Below are 24,059 nucleotides of genomic sequence, written 5' to 3' on the forward strand. Positions count from 1 at the left end.
CCGGTTGATGATGGCCGGTTGAAACGAACAAAACGCCGTCCCATCGATCCGATCTCAACGCGTGATCGATCACCAGCTAGCCGTCGAACACGCCCCTCCGGCAGTTCCAGAGCCCGTTTCTTGGTGCACTGGCAGCGGGGCCGCCCTCGCGCAAACCGCGGATCGATGTAGTGCCAGAGTCTCGACGCTGATCTCTGCAGACCCATTCATGGTGAGATTCGCCCGCGCGATGGGCTACCGCGCGATCCGCTGGTGACAGTTCGGCGGGCCTGACACCGCGGGCGTCAGTCCCCCGGTAGGGGAGAGGCGGTGCAGCCCGGCCGATACCGCGATGATCGGACGGCAGAAACTGAGAAGGGGAAGATGGTGGCCGCACACCCAGGGGCAGAGTCGATTGAGGAGCACGGTGTGTCGAGCCATGCTGCACCGTAGCCCAACCCATTATCGCACTGATGCCGCCTAGACCGATCATGATCGAATTATGTTGTGGTACCACATTATAGAGAATGCGCAGTGGTTTACCTGGCGTACTCTCCGTTGTCACTAAATCCGTTGTAGCACAATACTATTCATAGTAAGGCCCTTAACTCTTTGCCAGAGTCGCATGTTCGTTGTCATTGATGTTGGGGCATTCTTATTCAATCTGGGGCACAGGCTAAGCGTAGATCCGTCGCCGGGCAGACGCGGCCCCGTCGGCGTTGAACTGATTCAGCCGCATGAATCACAGTGGCGCGCGGAAGGTCGTCGAGCGGACCCGGCGGATCATCGAATTATATTGAGTAACAACGATATAGAAAATGCGGCTCGCATCTGTCGCGAATCTATAGCGGGCTCCGACGCGCGAACCCAGACAGACTGCCGGTGAACGATCATGAGCGAGCGGCCGACGACCACACCGCTCATATGTTTCCCGGCCACGACACGTCTCGACGCATATCCGGAACCTTGGGAAAATCCGGGCGCGGCAGGCGACTGTGGCTGACTATCGTTACGTGACGAAACGACTCAAGTAGACCGCGTACGCCTTGAGGATTCAGCAGCGGCACACCGTCGAGATGAATTTTAGGACGACCGTACGGTTCTAGGGTCCGCCATGAAGAGCGGAAAAGTGCATCCGCCATTTCGATCGGAATTCTGCAAACGCCCTGGTAGAGACATCGCCGTCCGCCTAGGAGTTACGGAACCTACAGGAAGTTGCGATTTGAATTCGGTATTGGGCCCGATCGCTGGTCGGAGCCGGCTCGCCGCGGACAACTCGTCGCTCCGCGCGTGCCTCCCGGGCGTCGGCTCTGCGGCTAGGGCGTGAAAGTGCGCGTGGCGCACACCGTGAGCACAGAGTCGACCGGTAGTCGGGCAGCACTTCATCGCTTGGGGGTCGCCGCCGATACCGCCCCGCTGACCGAAAAACACACCGCGGACCAGGCGGTCGGCGGATTCCCAGCGGATGCACAGGCCCATCACCAGCGAACTCACAGCGAACTGTGCTTAAAGTCTTGCGCGGTCAATTGTATGTAGTATACCGTCAGCTGTGACACGGACCACTCTTCGTATCAGTCAGAGGAGCCGGTCACATCTGCTTTCCGAACCCCGACGTAGATGCGTCGGGAACCGCAAACCAGACGTCGAATGAGTAAGGGGAATGCCGTGGCAAAGGCGCTCGAAGGGGTGCGTGTCCTGGACATGACACATGTCCAATCAGGACCGTCATGCACACAGATTTTGGCGTGGTTGGGCGCCGACGTGGTCAAGCTGGAGGCCCCCGGCGGCGATATCACCCGCAAGCAACTGCGGGACATCCCCGGGGTCGATAGCCTCTACTTCACGATGCTCAACTGCAACAAGCGGAGCATCACGCTCAACATGAAGTCAGCGGAGGGCAAGCGGATCTTCACCGATCTGTTGCCCCGGTTCGACATCCTCGCCGAGAACTTCGCCCCTGGCGCGATCGAGCGCATGGGCTTCGGGTGGGACACGCTGCAGGAGATCAATCCGCGGCTCATCTTCGCCTCCATCAAGGGCTTCGGCGACGGCCCCTATACCCATTACAAGGCCTACGAGGTGGTCGCCCAGGCCATGGGCGGGTCGATGAGTACGACCGGGTTCGAAGACGGTCCTCCGATGGCCACCGGCGCGCAGATCGGCGACTCGGGTACGGGCGTCCACGCCGTGGCAGGCATCCTCGCCGCGCTGTATCAGCGGGAGCACACCGGCCGCGGGCAGCGCGTGACCGTCGCCATGCAGCACGCGGTGCTGAACATGTGCCGGGTCAAGCTGCGCGATCAGCAGCGGCTGCAGAACGGGCCACTGGCCGAGTACCCCAACGACGAGTTCGGCGACACCGTGCCGCGCTCGGGCAACGCCTCCGGCGGAGGCCAGCCGGGCTGGGCCGTGAAGTGCGCCCCCGGCGGACCCAACGACTACGTCTACATCGTCATCCAGCCCGTGTGCTGGGCGCCGATCGCGAACCTGATCGGCCGTCCCGAGCTGGTGACCGACCCCGAGTGGAGCACACCAGAAGCGCGACTGGACAAGCTGGACAAGATGTTCCAGCTGATCGAGGAATGGACCATGGGCATCGACAAGTGGAAGGTGCTCGAGACGCTCACCGAGCATCACATCCCGTGCGGCCCGATCCTGTCCACGAAGGAAATCATCGAGGACGAGTCGCTGGCGGCGAACGAGATGGTGGTCCGCGTCGACCACCCCGAGCGCGGCGAGTTCAGCACGGTCGGCTGCCCGATCAAGCTGTCCGACTCCCCGGTCGACGTGCACCGCCCACCTTTACTTGGCGAGCACAATGAGGACGTCTACGGCCGGGAACTCGGTCTCGGCGACCAGTTGGTCACCCTGAAGGCGAAGGGTGTCCTGTGATGCACACATCGCCAATGATCTTCACCAAACGCACCTCGCACGTCGTCGAGGACGTTCGGTCAGGAGGAGACGCCCGGTCGCGGCGCTCGGTTCGGAAATCAATTGGGCCAGGACCGCGGGTATTGCGGTAGCAAAACCTGGCGAAATTCCTGCCCGGTCGGCGACGATGTCCCCAACCGGTTGCAGGGGAACCGGAAGGAGCCGTAGCACAATGATTTCAACAGCGTCGCCAAGCTATAGAGAAGTAGTAGACAAGAACGGCAGGGTGTACCGGATCGGCGAGACCGACCGCGACCTCCTTGGACGTTCACGGGCATGGATGGTGTGGCTGCCGTGGATTGCCATGATGGCCATCAGCTCGTCCGAATACGCGTTCACCTCGGCCGAGGACACCCTCGTCGAAGCGCACGGCTGGGGCCACGGCCACATCTTCTGGTTGCTCGGCGTATGGGTGTTCTTCCAGGCCGCAGTGGCATTCCCGGCAGGCCGGCTGCGGGAGAGCGGCAAGTTGTCGGCCAAGGCGGCGATGATGCTCGGCGCCGGAGGGGCGCTGCTGGGCTACATATCGCTGGCGTTCGCCCCGAACGTCTTCTTCGCGTACCTGGGCTTCGGCTTCTTCGGTGGAACCGCTGCCGGTTTCGTCTACGCCACCTGCGTCAACATGGTGGGCAAGTGGTACCCGGAACGGAAGGGCGGCAAGACCGGTTTCGTCAACGGCGGGTTCGCTTACGGTTCGGTGCCCTTCATCTTCCTGTTCACCTCGTACCTGTCTGTCAGCAACTACGAGGGAATCCTGTTCGCGGTCGGCGTCTTCCTTGCGGCATTGGTGGCCATCAGCGGGTTCTTCTTCAAGGACCCCCCGAAGAACTGGTGGCCCGCGCACGTCGACCCGCTGGTGGCCAGTGAAGACCCGCGAATCCGGCGGGCCCTGCTGAAGAATCCGCCCGCGGTGAAGCAGTACACGCCGATGGAGGCCATCAAGACCGGCATCCTTCCGCTGATGTGGTTCGTCCTGCTCTGCACCGCAGGCATCAACATCTTCGGCATTGCGATGCAGGTGCCCTTCGGCAAGGAGATGGGCTTCGCCGGTGGCATCGTGGCGCTGGCGATGAGCCTCAAGGCCATCATCAACGGCACCGGGCGCGGCGTGATCGGCTGGATCTCCGACCTGTTCGGGCGGCGGAACACACTGATCATCGTCTGCGCGGTACTGGGAGTGTCCCAGTACGCGGTGTACCTGTCCGGCTCCATCGGCAGCATGCCACTGTTCCTTCTGGCGTCGATGGTCTCGGGCTTCGGTGGCGGCGCGATCTTCCCGCTGTTCGCGGCCATGACCGCCGACTACTTCGGTGAGAACAACAACGCGACCAACTACGGCCTGGTCTACAGCTCGAAGGTGATCTCGGGCCTGGTCGGCGCCGGTATGGGTTCGGTCGTGGTGGACAACTGGGGTTACGGCACGGCGTTCGTGATCGCCGGTACGGTCGGCGTCGTCTGCGCCTTCATCACGATCCTCCTCAAGCAACCCAAGCTGCCCGCCGAGCAGCAACGGACGCCGACGAAGGACGACACGCAGGCCGCGCTGGTGCTCGACTAGCGTCCGCCTCGCAGTCAGCGCCCCGGGTGTGGGCCACGTCCTGCCAAGGACTTGCCCGCACCTGGGGCGTCCCCAGTTTTGGATGTCGCACGAATGGGAAATCGTGACATGGCAAGACAGTTCATTGCATACGAAAACCTGTACCCTAAGAACCGTCCTCTAGGCGAAGGAGCACGCCATGTCACTTCCCCTCCAGAGCCGGCGCCCCCCTGGCCAGGCGTCGGGTAACGGGCTTTCCGACGCAGCCGCTCGCCGGGTGCAGCGCCCGGCTCCGTTGCGTGAGGCCGTCTACGACGCCATCGTGGAACTGATCGTGAACGAGACCCTCAAGCAGGGTCAGCACCTCGTCGAGAACGAACTGGCCGAGTATCTGGGCGTCAGCCGTCAGCCGGTGCGTGAAGCGTTGCAGCGCTTGCAGACCGACGGCTGGGTAGATCTGCGTCCCGCACAGGGCGCCTTCGTGCACAGCCCCACCGAAGAGGAGGCCGACCAGCTTCTCGGCGTCCGCTCGGTCCTGGAGACCTACTCGGCCCGGCTCGCCGCCACCCACGCCACGCCAGAGGACGTCAACCGGCTGTGGGAACTGCAGCAGGACGGGCTGAACGCGTTGTCGGACAACGACGTCGAGGGTTTGGTGGCGGCCAACGCGGCCCTGCACGCGAGCATCAGAGCGCTCGGGGGCAACGCCGTACTCGCCGAGCACATCGGGCTCGTCGAGCGCCGGTGGCGCTGGTACTACCACCTGATCGCGCAACCGCGCGGCCATGACGCCTGGTCGGAGCACGCCGACCTGATCAAGGCCATCGCGGCCGGGGACGCCGACCGGGCCAGCGAGGTCATGAACCTGCACACGGAGCGGACCCGGCAGCTCTACCACGACCAGCGGGCTGCCAAGTCCTGAGCGGCATTACACGAGTGCGGGACTGCTCGGCTCCGCCGAGGTGATCCGCTCGTCTCCGGAGTAGACGTTCATCGATGATCCACGCAGGAAACCGATCAACGTCAACCCCATCTCCCGTGCCAGATCCACGGCGAGTGACGACGGCGCCGATACCGCGGCCAGCGCGGGGATCCCGGCCATCACGGCCTTCTGCACCAGTTCGAAGGACGCCCGGCCACTGACCATCAGCGTGGTGCCGCGCAACGGCAGACGGCCTGCGGAGAACGCCCAGCCGATGACCTTGTCCACCGCGTTGTGCCTGCCGATGTCCTCGCGCACGCACAGTGGGTCGCCGTTCGCGCCGAACAGTGCGGCCCCGTGCAGTCCGCCCGTCCTGTCGAAGACGCGCTGCGCCGTCCTGAGTTTCTCCGGCATGGTCGCGATCGTCTCGGGGGTCAGGCGCAAGGGATCCCGATCGACGTGCCACTTGCTGGTGGTGCGCACGGCCTCGAGGCTGGCCTTGCCGCACAAGCCGCACGACGACGTCGTGTAGAAGTTGCGCTCCACGGACGGATCGGGGAGGGGAACGCCGTCGGCGAGGAGCACGTCGAGCACGTTGTAGGTATTGCCGCCGTCGGCGGTCGCACCCGCGCAATACCGGATTGCGGCGATGTCCGACTCGGCCGCCACGACGCTCTCACTGACCAGAAAGCCCCGGGCCAGGTCGAAGTCGTCTCCAGGGGTCCGCATCGTCACCGACAGCGGGCGGCCGGCCACCCGGATCTCCAGGGGTTCCTCCGCGGCAAGGGTGTCTGGGCGGGCGGTCGTCACTCCGTCGGCCACGCGCAGAACCCGGTATCTGCTGGTCACGCGTCCCATGGGACTCCTAATTGGCTTTGGTGTAATTGGCTTTGGTGGGGATTGGGCTCAACTGAGTTCACGAAGCTCACCCGTCGTCTCGTCGAAGAAGTATCCGCGAATATCGTTGGTACGGTGCAGAACCGGGGCGTTACGCAGGCGTGCCACGCCCCGGCGTGCCTCTGCCGCCACGTCGCGGGTGGCATCGCGAACCCCGCAGGCGGCGTGCGTGATGAGCATGACGTCGGAGCTCTCGAGCAGGCGTTGACTGATGGCGAGTGAGCGGATCACGTCGTCGGTCACGACGCCGCCCGCATTGCGAAGGACGTGCCCGTCGCATTCGTTGAGGCCGAGCAACGCGTGGACATTGAACAGGGCGTCCATGCACGTCACCACGGCCACGCCGGGCTGGACCTTGGCCTCGTAGCGGCCGGCATTGGCCAGCAGCACGTTCGTTCTCGCGCAGAACGCGTCCCTGACATCTGGATGCATTTGCTGACGTCTCCTCTTGCCAGTCGGTCGGCGAAAGCTCTTCGCAAAAACTCGTCTCTAACCCCTCGACAAGAGTTGTTACGTAGGCCACACTATGAAACAGACTATTGCCTACCTCATACCGTATGCAATGTTGTGACGGAGTTCTCTTCCACGGGTCCGTGGGGTCTCGCCGCCGAGTCGATCGCGTCGGAGTGCGGAATCCCCCGCCAGAAGATCAAGGGAGTCGAGGCCATGGAACACGTCGCGGCAGGTGGACGACGGGCACGCCAAACGGCCGGTCGGGCGCCGCCCGGTCTTCGGCAGCCGACGTATCCCAAAACTCCCACCAATGCGAGAAAGAAAGGCGACGATGTCTTCAACAATGACAAGTCGTGAAGTAACCGACGCGAACGGTCGCGTGTACCGGGTCGGGGAGACCGACCGCGAACTCCTCGGCAGATCCAGGGCCTGGATGGTCTGGCTGCCGTGGGCCGCCATGATGGCGATCAGTGTCTACGAGTACGGCTATGGCGCCGCCGCGAAGTCGCTGCGCGACGCGCACCACTGGACCATGTCCGAGACGTTCTGGCTGCTGTCCATCTGGGCCTTCTTCCAAGCGCTCATCGCGTTTCCCGCAGGAAAGCTCCGGGAGAAGGACATCGTGTCGGCCAGGACGGCCATGTTGGTAGGCGCGGTCCTTTCTGCGGTTGGCTTCTTCAGTATCGCCAACAGCGACAACCTGGTGATCGCCTACCTCGGGTTCTCGGTATGCGGCGGCATCGGCGCGGGCCTGGTCTACGCGACGTGCATCAACCTCGTCGGCAAGTGGTATCCAGAGCGGCGAGGCGGCAAGACCGGCTTCGTCAACGGTGGATTCGCCTACGGCGCCGTGCCATTCATCTTCATCTTCAGCTACGCACTGCACCCGAACACCTATGTCTGGGTGCTCGACCTGGTCGCCGTCTACATGCTGATCGTCGTCGCCGCGTGCGGACTGCTGTTCCGGGATCCGCCGAAGAACTGGTGGCCGTCCGATGTCGACCCGATCAAGTGGGCGTCCAGCAAGAAGGGCGCGGAGAGCCTTCGCAAGAACCCGCCCGCCGTCCGGCAGTACACACCGATGGAGGCGATCAAGACCGGCATGCTGCCGCTGATGTGGCTGTCGCTCGGAATCAGCGCAGGCGTCTCGCTGTTCGGCATCAGCTACATGGTGCCGTTCGCCAAGGAGCTCGGCTTCGGCCCGTTGATCGCGGCGTCGTCCGCTGGCGTGCTGTCGATCGTCAACGGCACCGGTCGCACGCTGACCGGCTACCTGTCGGACCGCTTCGGGCGCAAGCAGACCCTGCTGGCCGTGCTGCTGGTATCGGCCGTGGCACTGGTCGGTCTGCTGTACGCGGGCAAGGCGCAGAACGAGATTGCGTTCCTGTCGTTTGCGTTCCTGGTGGGATTCGGCGGCGGCGCCTTCTACCCGATGTTCGCCTCGCTGACCCCGGACTACTTCGGCGAGAACAACAACGCCAGCAACTACGGCCTGATCTACAGCTCCAAGCTGCTCGGGTCAGTCGTCGGGATTGGCGTCGGCGCCAGCGTCATCGACGCTTGGGGTTACACCGGTGCCTACTGGATCGCTGCGGTGAGTGCGCTTGTCTCAGCGGGAATCGCGCTCTTCCTGCGGCAACCGGGAAGGCGGACCACGGCGGAGCCTCGAGTAGCCACGGCGGCGCCTCGAGTAGAGGCATTGTCGGAGCCCAGCCTGGCCGATCTCAAGGCCGACTAGCGGACGCGTGCACCGGCGGCGGCCAAGGGAAAGTGCCTGTTAGGCAACGCCCTTGGCCGTCGCTTGGCGTTCGTGGTAGATCTCCCTCGTGCGCTCGGTGTGCAGCTGCATGAGCTCGCCGGCCCGGCCCCTGTCGTGCCGGGCGATCGCGTCGATGAGCTCGGCGTGCTCGTCCCAGGCGTCCTTCCCGCGGGTGCGCGCGATGGGCAGGTAGTACCACCGCACCCGTCGATCGACGGACGCGATGAGATCGGCAAGCACGGAATTGCCGGACATGGCAACAACATTGGCGTGCAGTGCGGCGTTGGCGGTGACGAGACCTTCCTGGTCGTCAGCGGCCAGGGCCTCCTCCCCGGAGCGCTGGACGTCCCAGAGTTGATCCACCTGCTCGGGTGTCGCGTTCTGGGCAGCCAGCCTGGCGGACTCCGCCTCGAGCAGCGTGCGGACGGCGAGCAGTTGATCCGCCTCGGCGTCGGTGGGTACGTGCACGAACGCACCGAGCGCAGGGCGCAGGTCCACCCAACCCTCGGTCTGCAAGCGCTGCAACGCTTCTCGAACAGGTTGCCGGCTCACACCGAGTTGAGTTGCCAGCTCGCTCTCGACCAGATGGGTGCCCGGTTGCAGTTCGCGACTGATGATCATTTCGGTGAGGGCGTCGTAGACCGCCTCCCGCAGCGGTGCCGGGCGTGCAAGGGGTGACCGCATGGGCCGTGAATCCCCCGAGGTGTGAGTTGGCGCAAGGTCCTGTTGGGTCACCGGAGCCCTCCGCTCTCGTCGTGGCTGCTGGCTGATCGAGGCTACGACCGGTATTTACCATACAGTCGCCAACATTCAGCTCATGCCCTGAACACGGTGAGATCTTCGGCACATTGCCGAGCTTTGCCCTCGCTCAGCGGATTGCGGGCGTCGCCAGTCGTTCCCGCGCGATCCGCGCGCCGAGTTGCCCGAGCAGGGGCCCGGCGCAGGCGATGGAGCGCACCAGGTCGGGCTCGAGTTCGCTGAGCGGGTACACCTCATCGATGCCCGCCGCGGCGAGATCGGCTGGCGTCAAGGTGGATCGGCCCGCCACTGCCACGACGGGGACGCCGGCGGAATGTGCAGCTGCGCTGACCCCAGCCGGTGCCTTGCCCGCGAGCGTCTGCTCGTCGAGCGCGCCCTCACCCGTGATCACCAGACTGCAGTCTGCGAGGTGTTCGGTGAAACCGACCAAGTCCAAGACGATCTCGATGCCTGGCCGCAACACCCCGTCGAGCACCGCGAGCGCGGCAAAACCCACACCACCCGCCGCCCCGGCGCCGGGTGCGTCGGCCCAATCGGTGCCGGTCGTCGACGCAACCGCCTCGGCCCAGCGTCGAAGCGCGGCGTCGAGTAGCGACACGTCCTGGGGCGACGCCCCCTTCTGCGGTCCGTACACCGCCGCCGCGCCCTGGCCTCCGAAGAGCGGGTTGTCGACGTCGCACGCGACGACGATCTCGACGTCGCGCAGTAGCGGATCGAGTCCGGCCAGCTCAAGCGTGTAGGACGTGTCGCGCAGCGGTAGCCGCCGCGGCGGGAGCTCACGGCCCCGCTCGTCGAGAAGGCGCGCGCCGAGGGCCTGCAGCATGCCTGCGCCGCCGTCGGTGCTCGCGCTTCCTCCGATGCCGAGCACGATGCGGCGGCACCCCGCGGCCGCCGCCGAGCTCACCACCTCGCCGAGCCCGAAACTACTGGCGTGCAGCGGGTCTCGCCGACCCACCGGCAACCTGAGCAGCCCGCACACCGTTGCCATCTCGATGACCGCAAGATCGTCGCGCCGGGCGTAGCTGGCGTCGACCGGGACGCCGGTGGGACCCGACGCGCGCACCCTTACCCGAGTGAAGCCGGCCTGAACCGCCGCATCGACGGTCCCGTCACCGCCGTCGGCGACGGGGAGTTCGCGAACGACGAGGTCCGGCAGCACCGATCGCAGCCCGGCAGCGACGTGTGCCGCTACCTGGGCCGCGGTCAGTGAGCCCTTGAACTTGTCGGGCGCGACCAGCACGTGCACGGCAGGGCGTCAGTCCAGCAGCGCCATGGAGGTCGGGGCGTCCTCGGGAAGCACGGCGAGGTCCTCGAACTCCATGATGTTGTCGATCTCGAGGCCCATCGCGATGTTGGTGACTCGCTCGAGCATGATCTCGACGATGACGGGCACGCGGAACTCGGCCATCAGCTTCTTGGCGAGTTCGAATGCAGGCAGGATCTCGTCGGGCTCGGACACGCGCAGCGCCTTGCACCCAAGACCCTCGGCAACCGCGACGTGGTCGACGCCGTAGCCGTTGACGTCGGGTGCGTTGATGTTGTCGAAGGCCAGCTGCACGCAGTAGTCCATGTCGAACGCGCGCTGCGCCTGCCTGATCAGACCCAGGTACGCATTGTTCACCAGCACGTGAATGTAGGGCAGGTTGAACTGCGCACCCACCGCCAGCTCTTCGATCATGAACTGGAAGTCGTAGTCGCCGGAGAGTGCGACGACGGTCGCATCGGGATCGGCGACGCACACGCCCAGCGCGGCGGGCAGCGTCCACCCGAGCGGTCCGGCCTGACCGGCGTTGATCCAATGCCGGGGCTGGTAGACGTGCAGGAATTGCGCAGCCGCGATCTGCGAAAGCCCAATCGTCGTGACGTACCGGGTTTCCGGGCCGAACGTGCGGTTCATCTCCTCGTACACCCGTTGCGGTTTGACCGGCACGTTGTCGAAGTGCGTCTTGCGATGCAACGTCCGCTTCCGCTCGGCGCACTCCTCGGCCCAAACGCTCCGATCGGGCAGCGTGCCCGCTGCCTTGCGCTGACGGGCCACGTCGACGAACAACGCGAGCGCGGCCTTTGCGTCGGACACGATGCCGTAGTCGGGCGCGAAGACCCTGCCGATCTGTGTCGGCTCGATGTCGACGTGCACGAACTTGCGGCCGGCGCGGTAGGTGTCGAGACCGCCGGTGTGCCGGTTGGCCCACCGATTGCCGATCCCGAGCACGAAGTCCGATGCCAGGACGGTCGCGTTGCCGTAGCGGTGCGCGGTCTGCAGTCCGGCCATCCCCGCCATTAGCGGATGATCGTCGGGGATCGTGCCCCAGCCCATCAAGGTCGGGATGACGGGAACGCCGATGATCTCGGCGAACTCGACGAGCAACTCGGCCGCGTCGGCGTTCACGATGCCGCCGCCCGCGACAATGAGTGGCCGCTCCGAGGCGACCAGCATGTCGAGCGCCTTCTCGATCTGGGCGCGGCTGGCGGCCGGCTTGTACACCGGCAGCGGTTGATAGGTGTCGGGGTCGAATTCGATCTCGGCCTGCTGCACGTCGACCGGAAGGTCGATCAGCACGGGTCCTGGTCGCCCCGACCGCATCAGGTGGAATGCCTGCTGGAACGTCCCAGGCACCTGCGCGGGCTCCATCACCGTCACGGCCATCTTCGTCAGCGACTGGGCGATCGTGGCGATGTCGACGGCCTGGAAGTCCTCCTTGTGCAGCCTGGCAACCGGGGCCTGCCCGGTGATGCACAGGATCGGGATGGAGTCGGCCGCAGCCGAATACAGGCCGGTGATCATGTCGGTGCCCGCAGGTCCGGACGTGCCGATGCAGACCCCGATGTTGCCTGCCTTGGCGCGGGTGTAGCCCTCGGCCATGTGCGAGGCGCCCTCGACGTGCCGAGCCAGCGTGTGGTGGATGGTGCCGTTGTTCTTGAGGGCTGAGTAGAAGGGGTTGATGGCGGCGCCGGGCAGCCCGAAGACGTCGGTGACGCCTTCGGCCTGCAGGATCGCGACGGCCGCGTCGACTGCACGCATACGGGGCATGGCTGGTTCTCCCTAGTTCTTTCGACTACTTGCTACGGCCGGAGAGCTGCTCGACGAGCTTGAGCAGCGCGCTGTGGTCGAGACCGCCGTCGCCTTGGGCCTTCAATGAGGCGATCAACTGGGCGACCACCGCACCGAGCGGGATCACGACGCCCGCCTGCCGAGCGGCGGCGGTGACGATGCCCATGTCCTTGTCGTGCAGCGCGATCCGGAAGCCTGGGGTGAAGTCGCGAGCCAGCATGCCTGCCGCCTTGCGCTGCAGGATGGTGTTGCCCGCGAGCCCGCCTGCCAGCACCTTGATCGCGGCCTCGGTGTCGACGCCGTATGCCTCGAGGAACACGATGGCCTCGGCGACGAGCTCGATGGTGCCCGCCACGATGAGCTGGTTGGCCGCCTTGACGGTCTGCCCGGATCCGGCGGGACCGACGAGGGCCACGGTCTTGCCGACGGCCTTGAAGACTTCGCCGGCTGCGGCGAAGTCCTCGGCGTTGCCGCCCACCATGATCGAGAGGATGCCGTCGATCGCACCCTGCTCGCCGCCGGACACCGGGGCGTCCAGCACGCGGAAGCCGCGCTGCTGACCTTCGGCCGCCAGCCGCGCCGACACGTCCGGCCGGATCGACGAGAAGTCGATGATCAGGGCGTTCTCCCTGGCGGTGGCGAACACCCCGTCGGGCCCGGTGAGCACCTCTTCCACGTCGGGGGAGTCGGGCACCATGATGGCGACCACGTCGGCGTCCTTGACGGCTTCGCCGATGCTGGCAGCGCCGCGACCGCCCGCCGCGACGAGTGCGTCGATCGCAGGCTGGGCGAGGTTGTATCCGACGACGTCGAAACCGACGTTGACGAGGTTGATCGCCATGGGCTTGCCCATGATGCCCAGTCCGATGAAGGCAATGGTGGTGGTCATGTGTTTGGGTCCTTTCGTCAGCGCGGTGCGGTGGTCGCGCCGCGGCGCTCGCGCGGTAGCCACGCGAGGCTCTCGGTGGTGGTGGGGGTTGTCGGCTTGTACTCGAGGCCAACCCAGCCGCGGTAGCCTGCGGCCTCGATGCGGGTGAGATATCCGTCGATGTCGAGCGCGCCGGTGCCCGGCTCGCCACGGCCGGGTGCGTCCGCGATCTGTACGTGGGCGATGCCCGCCGCGTACTGATCGATGACGGTGTCGAGAGCCTCGCCGTTCGCGGCCAGATGGTAGAGGTCGCACAGGAATCCGACGTTGTCGTGACCGGCGGCTTTGACCCGACCTATCACCGCGGCGACGTCCGCGGCGGTGCGCAGTGGGTAGGGCTTCGGCCCGCTGATCGGCTCGATCAGCACCGTCGCGCCGATGCCTGCCGCCGCCTTCGCCGCGAAATCGAGGTTCTCGACGGCCAAGTCATCCTGCTGTTGCGGTACCACGCCGTCGACGCGGTTGCCGTACAGCGCGTTGAAGGCTTGCACGCCAAGGCGGGTGCCGATCTCGATGGCGACGTCGATGTTGTCGCGGAACTCCGTCGATCGCGCGGGGATGGACAGCACCCCGCAGTCCGGACCTGCCAGGTCACCGGCGAAGAAGTTCAGGCCGATCAGTGCGACGCCGGCGTCGGCAACCGCGTGCGTGAACGCATCGACCTCGGCGTCGGTCGGGACCGCGGTGGGGAACGGCCACCAGAACTCCACCGCGTCGAACCCGGCAGCCTTCGCGGCGGCCGGGCGCTGTAGCAGCGGTAGTTCGGGGAACAGGATCGAGCAGTTCGCCAGATAGCGGAGACGGTGCGTCATCGGAGGTCTTCTTTCGCATTGTGGAATTTCTTTCTTGCGATACGACAACTATAGGACGTATTCTGTATGCAGTCAACGAGAAGTTGCCGTGAGGGGAGGACCGGAATGGCCCAGCAACGTGACCCCGCCGGACGCCCGACCGGTGGTGTGCAGTCGATCGCGCGGGTCTTCGACCTATTGGAGGCGATGGCCGATCTTGGCGGCATCGCGACGCTGTCCGAACTCGCGCACCGCTCGGGCCTGCCCGTGCCCACCATCCACCGGCTGGTGCGCACGCTCGTCGACCTCGGGTACGTGCGCCAGGAGCCGTCGAGGGCGTACGCACTCGCCCCTCGACTGGTGCGACTCGGCGAGGGCGCCAGCCGACTGATCGGCACGTGGGCGACGCCCTACCTGCGGCGGCTCGTCGATGCGGTGGGCGAGAGTGCGAACCTCGCGCTGCTCGACGGTGAGGAGGTCGTCTACGCGGCCCAGGTCCCCGGACGGCACTCCATGCGGATGTTCACCGAAGTAGGGCGCCGCGCAGGCATGCATTGCACAGCAGTCGGCAAGGCGATGCTCGCCGCGATGCCGCCCGACCGCGCCTTCGAGATCCTGCGCCGCTCGGAGTTATCCGCTCAGACCGCGCACACGCTCACGACGATGGATGCCATGCAGGACGAACTCGGCCGGATACGCGAAAACGGTTACGCCATGGACGAAGAGGAGCAGGAGATCGGCGTGCGATGCGTCGCCGTGGCCATCCCCGGTGAGCGGGCCAGGGCTGCCATCTCCGTCTCGGGCCCGTCGACACGCATGACGGAGTCGCTTGTCGGCGCCGCGGTTCCGGCCTTGCTGGAAACGGCGCGCGCGTTTGGCAAGGAGCTCGATCTCGCAGGGGTCGTGGCCCCCGGCCGGTGAGCGTCGCTATCTCAGTGGGCGCAGCGTGGTCTTCGAGGACTTGACGCGGCGGCTTGGCTGCCATGTCGAATGAGCCAGGGCCGCAAGCGCATCGGCGGTCTGGTCGCAGAATCGTTCGTGCTCGGTCAGGCCCTGCGTCAGCGCGCGAACCATGGTGGTGGCAACCAGGAAGTCGAACACCGCCTCCGCGCGCGCGCTGAGTTGCCGTGCGGTGAGGTCGGTTAGGTAGCCGGCCAAGAGCCGGGTCAGCAGTGCCCGGACGTCGCGTTCGGCTCGGTTGACCAGTCGCTCGTAGAGACCGTCCTCGTGCTGATAGGCAAGCAGCAGTCCGGGGATGGCCGCCCTGGTCACCGGGTCGGCGAGCTGGTTGAGGAAGGTGAGCACCCACGCGCCGAGGTCCGTGCGGAGGTCGCCGCTGGACTCGGGTACGGCTGCCGGTTCGGTGTGGCCGAACGCCGCGTCCTCGATGAGGGCCTCTCTGCTGGGCCACCGGCGATAGATGGTGGGTGCTCCGACGCCCGCCCGTCGGGCGATGGCGACGATCGTCGTCCCCTGATAGCCGTGCTCGACCAGAAGGTCGCGCGCGGCCTGCAGCACGTCGACGTCCTTCTGCGGATCCCGCGGGCGACCGGGCATCGGCTGGGGTGCGGTGGTCATCTCTGAAAAAGTACCTCAAAGCGCTAGTTTTATTACGTGTGACGCTATAACGTAATGCGCCATCGACCCCGAGAGGAGACGCGTTGCCATGCTGACGCCCCACGACGAGATGCTCGCCCATCAACTGCCCACCACGTTCGATCACGTCTCGCAGAGCGACCTGCGCTGGGTGGAGCGCATCGTGATGTACGGCTTCGACAAGTCCGGGGACGTCAACGTGATGACCGGGATGGCGCGCTACCCGAACCGCAACGTCACCGACGCCTACGCGATGGTCACCAAGCGGGGCGGTGAAACCAAGGTGGTCCGGATGTCGACCGAACTCAATCCGGAGTCGGGTGCCCTCGGCGTCTACGAAGTTGGGCCGTACACCTACCGCATCGAGGAGCCGCTGCGTCGGGTCCGATCCACGATCGCGCCCAACGAACAGGGGTTGAGCCTGGACCTGAGCCTGTCCGGAAGGTTCGAGACCTACGAACAGACACCGGCCTTTCACCGCAGCCGCGGCCGGGTCAGCGAGGACGCCAGACGGTTCTATCAGAACGGTCGGCTCGAGGGCTGGATCGACGTCGACGGTGAACGCATCGAGATCGATCCGGATCGTTGGTGGTTCGGAAGGGACCACTCGTGGGGTGTGCGCAACGGGCCCGGCGGTGGCAGCCTGCCGGACGGTACCGAGAAGCAGCCTCCCGAGATTCCCGAAGGCGTCCTGTACTACATGGGAATCTTCGAATTCGACGACGAGCTGGTGCATTTCGCGCAGCGCGAGTACAGCGACGGCACACGGTGGCAGTTCGAGGGCGAAGTACTTCATCCTCTCGAGTCGGGACGTTCGCACGACACGATCATCGACGTCGAGCACGACCTGAAGTTCCGCGCCGAGCAGCGGGTGATCAGCGGTGGCACGTTCATCGTTCATCGCGGCGATCGCTCGACGAGCACCATCGACGTGAACCCGCTGACTGATTTCTGGCCCGGTCTGGCCGGCTATGACGAGTTCAACGGTTACGCGTCAGGGCTTTGGCGGGGAAGGGATTTCATCGACGGTTTCACGGTGAACTCCGCCGATCCGGAGGTGGTCCGACCGGTGAGCCTGGTCAGCGAGACGTTGTGCGAGGTCCGGATGGACGGCAAGGTCGGGCACGGGCTTGTCGAGATGGTGTGCATGGGCGCCTACCCACGTTACGGCTACCAGGGATGGTAGCAACGAGTCCGTCGACGGCGCGTCTGGCCGCCGACGACTTGCCGGCGGCGCTGGAACCCATTCTGCGGTCACGCATCCCGGGTGCCGGGGGCGCGACCATCGCCAACTGGGCGCCGACCGAACGTGGCTTCTCCACCGAGACGTTCCTGTTCGACGTCACCGGTATCGAGGGTGAGCCGTCGTCCATCGGGCTGGTGTTTCGCAGGCCGCCGGAATTCGCGATCCTGCCCGACTACGATCTACGCAGGCAGTTCCTGACCATGCAGCGCCTGGAACCGTCACCGATCCCGGTACCGCGGGTGCGGTGGATCGACGCAGGGCCGGATGCGCTGGGGACGCCGTACTTCATCATGGATCGCGTCGACGATGCGGTCAGCGTGAGTGACTTTCCGCCGTATCACCAGGCCGGCATCTTTGCCGACACCGATGACGCCGGACGCGCCATGCTGTGGAACGGATGTCTCGACATCGTCGCCGCCGTCCACCGACTCGATCCGGCCGAGTACCGGCTGGGTTTCCTCGATTTGGCGGCCTACGGCGATACCGCGCCGCAGGGGCTGGCGAACTTCCTGCGTTACGCGATCACCTGGGCCACTGGCGACGGTCCGATGAAGCCCGCCTTCGCGCGCGCGCTGGACTGGCTGGACTCCCACCTCTACGTCCCGGAGCGGGTGACGCTGTGCTGGGGGGACGCCCGCATGTCGAACGTCCTCTATCGGCCCGACCTTCGCGCCGCGGCGGCGCTCGACTGGGAGGTCGCCTATCTCGGGGACCCAGAAGCCGACCTGGCCTGGATGTTCATGACCGACTGGGTCAGCAGCCCGCTGGAGAACCGCGGGCTGGCGCCGGGGACGCCGAGTCGCGAGGAGAGCATCGAGCGCTATGAGCGACTGACGGGGCACCGGGTGCGCAACATGCGGTTCAACGACGTCACCGCTGCCTTGCTGCTCGCCGTCGCGCTGATCCGGCTCAACGAAAGGCTGAATCTCGATGGCGTCGACGTGGCGGAGATCTGCGCCGAGCGGGTGGATCTGGTGCTCACCGGCGGCTGATCGCTAAGGCGCTCGTCGATTCGCCACGATGAGGCTCAAGAGGTCGAAGACCACGGTGGCGGCTGCCACACAGGTGATTTCGGCGTGATCGTAGGCAGGCGCTACCTCGACGACGTCGGCGCCGACGATGTTGATACCCGTGAGTTGTCGCAGCATGCGCAGCAGCTCCCGCGAGGTCAGCCCGCCTGCCTCGGGCGTTCCGGTGCCTGGAGCGAAGGCCGGGTCGAGGACGTCAATGTCGACCGACAGGTACACGGGCACGTCGGCGACTCGCCGCCGGACGACGTCCACCGCGGCCTCGACTCCCATCACGTCGAGGTCGCCTGCCCGGATGATCCGGAAGCCCATCCGGGCATCGTCGTTGAGGTCCATCTGGTCATAGATCGGGCCGCGGATGCCGATGTGGATCGAGTGGTCCTCCACCAGCAGGCCCTCTTCGAACGCCCTCCGGAAGATCGTGCCGTGCGTCACCGGCGCGCCGAAGTACGTGTCCCAGGTGTCGAGGTGCGCGTCGAAGTGAACGAGGGCAACGGGTCCGTAAATGGAGTGCAGCGCACGAAGATTCGGCAGTGCGATGGTGTGGTCGCCACCGATCGACACCACCTTGCGCTGTCGGTCTCCGATGACCTCCCGCACGTGGTTCTCGATCTGCGCGCACGCTTCGGTGATGTCGTACGGCGTCACCGTCACGTCGCCGGCATCAACGATCTGGACCTCCTCGAGCGGGGCAACCCCGAGCTCGACGTGGAAGCCGGGACGCAGGGTACGCGCGGCCTGTCGCACGCCCATCGGGCCGAATCTCGCCCCCGGCCGATAGGACGTGCCACCGTCGAAAGGCACTCCCAGAACGGCGATTTCGTAGTCGCTTACTTCGTGGATGTCCGCGATCCGCGCGAACGTGCCCTTGCCGGCGTATCGGGGCACTTGTCCCGATGGCGTGGCACCGATGATCGGGTCGTCACTGGTAGACATCATGGCCCTTCTGGCTCGATGGCAAAGACGCGTCCGCACCAGCGTCGCGCATGAACTCGACGAAGGCGCGTCGCGTCGCGAGCGTGTATCGATCCGCCTCGACCGAAAGCTCGTACTGCTCGCGATCGAACGGCACCTCCAGCGGGTCGAGGGTGTTCAAGGTCGGCAGGTCCTCGTGCAGCACAGCCATCTCGGTGGCCAGCGTCGCGGCCGGGTCGTACGCCGTGTAGCCCGCCGCGGTGCCGGAGACGAGGAAGATCCGGCACCCGGTCGGGCCGGCCGGGGTGAATGCCTCCATGACGACCCGCTTGCCGCCCGCACCGTGATCGAGCTGCACGGTAGCGATGCCCGGCGCCACCGCGTGGTAGTCGAACGTCAGATCCTCGACGTCACGGAACAGTTCGGATTCGCCGTTGGCGGCGGAGTAGCGGCGCGTCATCCAGGTCTCGTATCCCGCGCGGCGCACCTCGAACTTCGAAACCCGGTGCGGCACATCGCCCATTGTCCCGCGGTGCACGAACGGGAAGTGGGCGACGTCGCGGAAGTTCTCCATTGCGGCGAGAATCCCGGCCTCGACGTCGACCGGCTCGCCTGCGGCGTATGTCATTCCGAGCGTTTCGAGTTCGGGCAGGTCGGGCGGGCCGGTCAGCGGATCGCCGACGCATGTCCAGACCAGGCCGTAGCGCTCGACGGCAGGGAAGGCGCCGATGACGGCGGCCTTCGGAATCGGTGCCGACGGTCCGTTGGACGGGATGTACACACACTGCCCATCTGCACCGCGCCACTGCCACCCGTGGTACGGGCACTCGATCGAGTCGTCGACGACCCCGCCGAGATGCAGTGCCCCGCCGCGGTGCAGGCACCTGTCGGGCAGAACCCGAGGTTGCCCGTCGGCGGTGCGGAAAGCGACAAGGCGACGGCCGAGCAACACCGCCATCTGAGGGCGGTCGAGGTCGACGGCGCGGGCGACCGGGTACCAGCCGCGGCGCAGTGCGGCCGTGCGCATCTCGGAAATCATCCGTCGGTCGGCGCCGATGACCCGGCCGGTGCGTGGTCGTCGTGGGTTGCCGCGGCCTCGGTGAGCTTCGGCAACGTCGCGGGATCGCGGAGCAACCCCCGCACCATGATGGCCGCGAGCTCTCCTGCGACATGCTCGCGCGAGTAGTCCTGGTGTCGGAACGGGCTAGTGCCGCCGGGCGCGTGCGCGGCCGAGTTGCGGTACCGACGCTGCACGCCCTCTTCGGCGGCGCAGATGTTCAGCGCGGCGAACTCGGGATCGCACTCGATGAACTCGCCGCACGCGATGCCGTCGCTGATCAGCGTGGCGATGTGCTGGTGCAGCTCGGCGGTGTCGGCCCAGAACCCGACGAATACATCGGGCTGCTGCTCGGCAAGCACCTCGACCTCGCAGATGTCGACCGACGACGAGCACAGCTCGCGGATGTCGAGGCGCAGCAGCCGCAGAAGCCGGACGGCAGGCGAGCCGGTTTCCGAAACGACCTTTCTGGCGAAGTCGAGCGAGACGGTGTTCAACTCGAGAAGACCGAGGAGGATGTCCTCCTTCTGGCGGAACCAGTAGTACAGCGATGACTGGCCCAGCCCGCTCTGGCGCGCGATCTCGGTCATGGTCGTGTTGAGGTAGCCGCGCTCGCGGAAGAGACGGGCGGCGACGACCAGGATGTGACCGCGGCGATCGGAGTCGACGCCGAGTACCGCCTCGTCCTCGAGGCTGGCTTGATCAGTGTTGTGGTGTGTCATCGACATCCTGTCCGCCCCATAGCCGCCGGCATCGGGCGCCGCCGTTCCCTTGCCGCGATCGTCTCACGACATCAACATCCCGCCGTTGATCTGCACGCACTCTCCGGTGAAAGATTTGGCGCCGGCTAGGAATACGACCACGTCGGCCACTTCGGCGGGCTGCACCAGCCGGCCGGTCGGCATGCCCGTCGTGTAGTCGCGATGCAGCTCGTCGAGTCCCACGCCGCGGAACTCGGCGTCGCGGTTGAGCTGCTCGGTCTCTGTCGGTCCTGGGGCGATCGCGTTCACCCGGATCGCCGGAGCGAGCTCGCGGGCCAGCGACCGGGTCATCCCGAGCAGCCCGGCCTTGCTCGCCGCATAGGCACTGAAGCCGGCCTCGCCGCGTAGCGCCGAGATGCTGCAGAGGTTGATGACCTGACCGGCGCTCTCCCGCAGCGGCGCGGCCGCCGCCTGGGTAAGCCACAGGGGAGCGGTCAGGTTGACCTCGATGTCACGCCACCACAAGGGCATCGTATCGACGGTCGGTTCGACGACCGTCATCGTCGCGGCGTTGTTGACCAGCAGGTCCAGCCGCCCGAACCGGGCCAGGACGTCATCGATGATCGCCCGACAGTTGTCCCGCCCGCGCAGGTCCGCCGGGATCGTCAGCTCGGCGCCTGCAACCTCGCCCGCCGCAGCGAGATCGGTCGCGGCGACCGTCCAGCCCGCCTTCGAAAGCGCGCCAACGATCTCGCGCCCGATGCCACCGGCCGCTCCCGTCACGAGGGCGACTCCGGCGCTCACTGGATCACCACCCCGCCGTTGGGCGAGATCACCTGGCCGGTCAGCCACGTCCACTCGGCGACGTCGACGATCGCCCTTGCCAGTTCCTCCGGGGTGCCGAACCGGTCGAGGGGGATGCTGTGCCGGTAGTCCTCGCCGCGCCACCGCGGCGTGAGCATCTCGGTGTCCGTAGGGCCGGGGCAGATGATGTTGAGGCGCACCTGGTCGGGGCCGTACTCGCGGGCAACCGAGCGGACCAGGCCGAGCATGGCGGACTTCGCGGTCACGTACGGCACGTGATCCTCGTCGCCGAGCAGGGCCAGTTCCGACGAGATGCCAACGATCGAGCCGCGTCGTCGTGCCCGCATCCGAGGGCCGACCGCGGCGATCACATTCACGCAGCCGCCGAGGATGACGCCCAGGCTGCTGTGCCACAGCTCTGGCGTCACCTCCTCGAGCGGCAGGTCGACGTCGAAGCCCGCACAGGCCACCGCGACTTCGATTGGGCCAAGGTCGGATTCGACGGCGGCGACCAGCTGATCGACCGCCGCCACGTCCGAGACGTCGGCTTCGTACGCGATCCCGCCGATGTCGCTGGCCACCTGCTTGGCCTCGGCCTCGCGACCGAGGTGATCGACCGCGACTTGGTAGCCGCGGGCCGCAAGCGCGTAAGCCGTGGCACGGCCGATGCCGCTTGCGCCTCCGGTCACCAGAGCAGCGCCAGCCATCTAGCGCCCCTCCTCTGCGGTCATCAGCATCTCCAATGCCGGAGTGCGGTCGGTCATTTCAAACTCCGTGTCCAGGATCGAGATGATGTGCTCGACGATCCGCTCGGTCAGCAGTTCACCCTTGGCCACGCTGGCCTGGGTCGCCGACGCCAGCACGCCGGTGGGGGTCGACATCGTCGGGTCGATCGGGAGCACGTCCCAGGGCACGTTGCGTGCGGGGGCGTCGTCCACGATGCGGTCCATGCGGACCGTGGCGGGCCGCAAATACTCGAAGAGCGAGGTCTCGATGACCGCGGCGTGCTCGAGGGCCAGGCCCGGGAAGCCGTCCGGGAACAGCACGTCCAGGTCGGCGCTCTCGAAGTCGGGCATACCGTTCTCGATGACGACGATCTTCACCTCGGGGTTTCGCCCGGACACCAGGTACGCCGGTTCGTACACGAAGTTTTGATTCTCGAAGTGCCAGCTGTACAGCACGATCCGGCGGAATCCGGTGCGGATCAGTTCCTCGAGCAGGTCCTCCAACATGGCGATGAACGTCGTCGCGCGCAGCGAGAGGGTGCCGGGAAACTGCTGGCCGCCACCGCTGGCCGGGCGCGAGCGGTACCCGAGCCGCACCGGCGGACCCACGATGAATGGGCGTCGGCCCGCGGCCAGCCGCAGCAGTGCCTGGGGGACCACCCAATCGGCGCTGACCGGCAGATGCGGGCCGTGCTGTTCGGTCGAACCGACCGCGATCACGACCGGGGCGTCTGCGGCGGCCGCGGCAGCGATCTCGGGCCAGGTCATCCACTCGTACTCGACGGTGCCCGCGCCGAGCGCCGGGGTCATCAGGTCGTCGCTCACAGCTGCCTCCATGTTGTTTACCAGCCAAATCGATACTGCATCGATTTGTAATCCCGCCGTCCCGTCAATTGATACTACGGACGGGTGCCAACGTCCAATTCGATACGTTATCGACACGGGTAATTATTGTGCACGCAACAACTGGCTCCTACGTTCGCTTCTGTCCGACGATCCGACCCGCTGCCTTTGGAGGCGCCCACCGTGCGCATGTACTTCTGCACCGACATCCATGGGAGCGAGCGGTGCTGGAAGAAGTTCCTCGCCACGCCCAAGCACTACGAGTGCGACACGATCGTGATCGGCGGGGACATCACCGGGAAGTTCATCGTGCCCGTGATCGAGACCAAGCGCGGCAAGTACAAGGCCCGCTTCGCAGGCATCGAGCGCAAGGCCAGTTCGGGCGCGCAGCTTGACAACCTGCTCGCCATGATCGGCGACGCCGGTGAGTACGCGTGGCTGACCACGCCCGATGAGTTCGAGTCCTATGCCGGTGACCAGGACAGGATCGATGACCTCTTCCGCACGCTGATCCTCAAGCGCGTCGAGCGCTGGATCGACATGGCCGAGGACCGCCTCGGCGGAACCGGCGTCCGGGTGCTGATCAGCGGCGCCAACGACGACTACTTCGACGTCGACGACATGCTCAGCCGCTCGAGTGTGATCGAGGACCCGAACGGCACGGTGATCGATCTCGACGGCGGCTTCCAGATGATGGGCATGGGCTACGGCAACATCACGCCGTGGGCGTGCCCGCGTGACGTGTCCGAGGAGGACCTCGGCCGCCGGATCGACGAGGTGATGGCCAAGGCCGTTGACCCGGGCAAGACGATCATGAGCCTGCACGTCCCGCCGTACGCCTCGGGGCTGGACTACGCGCCCAAGCTCGACGAGGACCTGCGCGCGGTCGTCACGTCCGGCGGCCCACAGATGGTGCCGGTCGGCAGCACCGCCACCCGCGACGCCATCGCCACCTATCAGCCGATGCTCGGCCTGCACGGACACATCCACGAATCCCGGGGAGTCCGTGAGCTGGCGGGCGTGCCGATCGGCAACCCCGGCAGTGAGTACAGCGAGGGGATCTTGGGCGGCCTGCTCATCGATCTCGATGAACGACACGGCCTTGTCAACACGAGCCTGGTAAGGGGCTGATCGCC

At 66.1% G+C, this 24,059-nt stretch carries 22 protein-coding genes; 8 read left to right on the forward strand and 14 right to left on the reverse strand.

Annotated features, from left to right (window positions below; all coding sequences use genetic code 11):
* The first annotated feature begins 1,644 nt into the window (after nt 1-1,644).
* The 3 genes from frc to HNP02_RS37370 all read left to right on the forward strand — a co-directional run bounded on the left by frc (nt 1,645) and on the right by HNP02_RS37370 (nt 5,369).
* A complete protein-coding gene (frc, locus tag HNP02_RS37360; protein ID WP_309241835.1) occupies nt 1,645-2,871 on the forward strand; it encodes a formyl-CoA transferase in 1,227 nt (408 codons plus the stop codon).
* A 265-nt stretch (nt 2,872-3,136) separates the two neighbouring features.
* Nucleotides 3,137-4,468 carry an OFA family MFS transporter gene (locus tag HNP02_RS37365; protein WP_309241836.1) on the forward strand — a complete coding sequence of 444 codons (1,332 nt, stop codon included), beginning with the start codon at nt 3,137-3,139 and terminating at the stop codon, nt 4,466-4,468.
* A gap of 178 nt (nt 4,469-4,646) precedes the next feature.
* Complete coding sequence (locus HNP02_RS37370; RefSeq protein ID WP_184445703.1) at nt 4,647-5,369, forward strand: GntR family transcriptional regulator; 723 nt, start codon at nt 4,647-4,649, stop codon at nt 5,367-5,369.
* A gap of 6 nt (nt 5,370-5,375) precedes the next feature.
* Here HNP02_RS37370 and fdhD read toward each other — a convergent pair whose 3' ends face one another.
* Entirely contained in the window at nt 5,376-6,227 is an 852-nt protein-coding gene (gene fdhD, locus HNP02_RS37375) for a formate dehydrogenase accessory sulfurtransferase FdhD (protein ID WP_184445704.1), read from the reverse strand.
* 48 nt (nt 6,228-6,275) lie between these two features.
* Nucleotides 6,276-6,698 carry a carbonic anhydrase gene (locus HNP02_RS37380; RefSeq protein ID WP_184445705.1) on the reverse strand — a complete coding sequence of 141 codons (423 nt, stop codon included), beginning with the start codon at nt 6,696-6,698 and terminating at the stop codon, nt 6,276-6,278.
* A 364-nt stretch (nt 6,699-7,062) separates the two neighbouring features.
* On the opposite strand from HNP02_RS37380, the gene HNP02_RS37385 reads away from it, so the two are divergent.
* Entirely contained in the window at nt 7,063-8,457 is a 1,395-nt protein-coding gene (locus tag HNP02_RS37385) for an OFA family MFS transporter (RefSeq protein ID WP_255507429.1), read from the forward strand.
* Between the two features lie 39 nt (nt 8,458-8,496).
* Here the strand turns inward: HNP02_RS37385 and HNP02_RS37390 are convergent, their stop codons facing one another.
* The 5 genes from HNP02_RS37390 to HNP02_RS37410 form a co-directional block, all read right to left on the reverse strand.
* Entirely contained in the window at nt 8,497-9,162 is a 666-nt protein-coding gene (locus HNP02_RS37390; protein ID WP_184445707.1) for a GntR family transcriptional regulator, read from the reverse strand.
* Nucleotides 9,163-9,346: 184 nt separating this feature from the next.
* The gene (locus HNP02_RS37395) at nt 9,347-10,483 is read right to left on the reverse strand and encodes a glycerate kinase (protein WP_184445708.1); all 1,137 of its coding nucleotides are present in this window, start codon (nt 10,481-10,483) and stop codon (nt 9,347-9,349) included.
* A 9-nt stretch (nt 10,484-10,492) separates the two neighbouring features.
* The gene (gcl, locus tag HNP02_RS37400; RefSeq protein ID WP_184445709.1) at nt 10,493-12,268 is read right to left on the reverse strand and encodes a glyoxylate carboligase; all 1,776 of its coding nucleotides are present in this window, start codon (nt 12,266-12,268) and stop codon (nt 10,493-10,495) included.
* A gap of 25 nt (nt 12,269-12,293) precedes the next feature.
* A complete protein-coding gene (locus HNP02_RS37405) occupies nt 12,294-13,178 on the reverse strand; it encodes a 2-hydroxy-3-oxopropionate reductase (protein WP_184445710.1) in 885 nt (294 codons plus the stop codon).
* Nucleotides 13,179-13,195: 17 nt separating this feature from the next.
* Nucleotides 13,196-14,029, reverse strand: coding sequence for a hydroxypyruvate isomerase family protein (locus HNP02_RS37410; RefSeq protein ID WP_184445711.1), 834 nt, complete (start codon nt 14,027-14,029; stop codon nt 13,196-13,198).
* Between the two features lie 105 nt (nt 14,030-14,134).
* On the opposite strand from HNP02_RS37410, the gene HNP02_RS37415 reads away from it, so the two are divergent.
* Nucleotides 14,135-14,929, forward strand: a complete 795-nt coding sequence (locus HNP02_RS37415; protein WP_184445712.1) for an IclR family transcriptional regulator — start codon at nt 14,135-14,137, stop codon at nt 14,927-14,929.
* Between the two features lie 6 nt (nt 14,930-14,935).
* On the opposite strand, the gene HNP02_RS37420 is transcribed toward HNP02_RS37415, so the two are convergent.
* Nucleotides 14,936-15,586 carry a TetR/AcrR family transcriptional regulator gene (locus HNP02_RS37420; protein WP_255507430.1) on the reverse strand — a complete coding sequence of 217 codons (651 nt, stop codon included), beginning with the start codon at nt 15,584-15,586 and terminating at the stop codon, nt 14,936-14,938.
* Between the two features lie 88 nt (nt 15,587-15,674).
* On the opposite strand from HNP02_RS37420, the gene HNP02_RS37425 reads away from it, so the two are divergent.
* On the forward strand, nt 15,675-16,790 hold the full coding sequence (locus HNP02_RS37425; protein ID WP_184445713.1) for a hypothetical protein: 1,116 nt from the start codon (nt 15,675-15,677) through the stop codon (nt 16,788-16,790).
* Nucleotides 16,784-17,842, forward strand: a complete 1,059-nt coding sequence (locus tag HNP02_RS37430; protein ID WP_184445714.1) for a phosphotransferase family protein — start codon at nt 16,784-16,786, stop codon at nt 17,840-17,842. The genes HNP02_RS37425 and HNP02_RS37430 overlap by 7 nt, the downstream gene beginning before the upstream one ends.
* A gap of 3 nt (nt 17,843-17,845) precedes the next feature.
* On the opposite strand, the gene speB is transcribed toward HNP02_RS37430, so the two are convergent.
* The 6 genes from speB to HNP02_RS37460 all read right to left on the reverse strand — a co-directional run bounded on the left by speB (nt 17,846) and on the right by HNP02_RS37460 (nt 22,905).
* Nucleotides 17,846-18,814: an agmatinase gene (speB, locus tag HNP02_RS37435; protein WP_184445792.1), complete on the reverse strand. Its 969-nt coding sequence runs from the start codon at nt 18,812-18,814 to the stop codon at nt 17,846-17,848.
* Nucleotides 18,801-19,820: an aromatic ring-hydroxylating dioxygenase subunit alpha gene (locus HNP02_RS37440; protein ID WP_184445715.1), complete on the reverse strand. Its 1,020-nt coding sequence runs from the start codon at nt 19,818-19,820 to the stop codon at nt 18,801-18,803. Before HNP02_RS37440 ends, speB begins: the two co-directional genes overlap by 14 nt.
* A gap of 8 nt (nt 19,821-19,828) precedes the next feature.
* A complete protein-coding gene (locus HNP02_RS37445; protein ID WP_184445716.1) occupies nt 19,829-20,572 on the reverse strand; it encodes a TetR/AcrR family transcriptional regulator in 744 nt (247 codons plus the stop codon).
* 63 nt (nt 20,573-20,635) lie between these two features.
* Nucleotides 20,636-21,355, reverse strand: a complete 720-nt coding sequence (locus HNP02_RS37450) for an SDR family NAD(P)-dependent oxidoreductase (protein ID WP_184445717.1) — start codon at nt 21,353-21,355, stop codon at nt 20,636-20,638.
* Nucleotides 21,352-22,062, reverse strand: a complete 711-nt coding sequence (locus HNP02_RS37455) for an SDR family NAD(P)-dependent oxidoreductase (protein WP_184445718.1) — start codon at nt 22,060-22,062, stop codon at nt 21,352-21,354. The genes HNP02_RS37450 and HNP02_RS37455 overlap by 4 nt, the downstream gene beginning before the upstream one ends.
* Nucleotides 22,063-22,905, reverse strand: a complete 843-nt coding sequence (locus HNP02_RS37460; RefSeq protein WP_309241837.1) for a creatininase — start codon at nt 22,903-22,905, stop codon at nt 22,063-22,065.
* A gap of 201 nt (nt 22,906-23,106) precedes the next feature.
* Between HNP02_RS37460 and HNP02_RS37465 the strand changes: the two genes are divergently transcribed.
* Nucleotides 23,107-24,054, forward strand: a complete 948-nt coding sequence (locus HNP02_RS37465) for a metallophosphoesterase (protein ID WP_184445719.1) — start codon at nt 23,107-23,109, stop codon at nt 24,052-24,054.
* Nucleotides 24,055-24,059 lie beyond the last annotated feature (5 nt).

Origin of the sequence: Mycobacterium sp. AZCC_0083 (assembly GCF_014202335.1) — a bacterium.
Lineage (GTDB): Bacteria > Actinomycetota > Actinomycetes > Mycobacteriales > Mycobacteriaceae > Mycobacterium.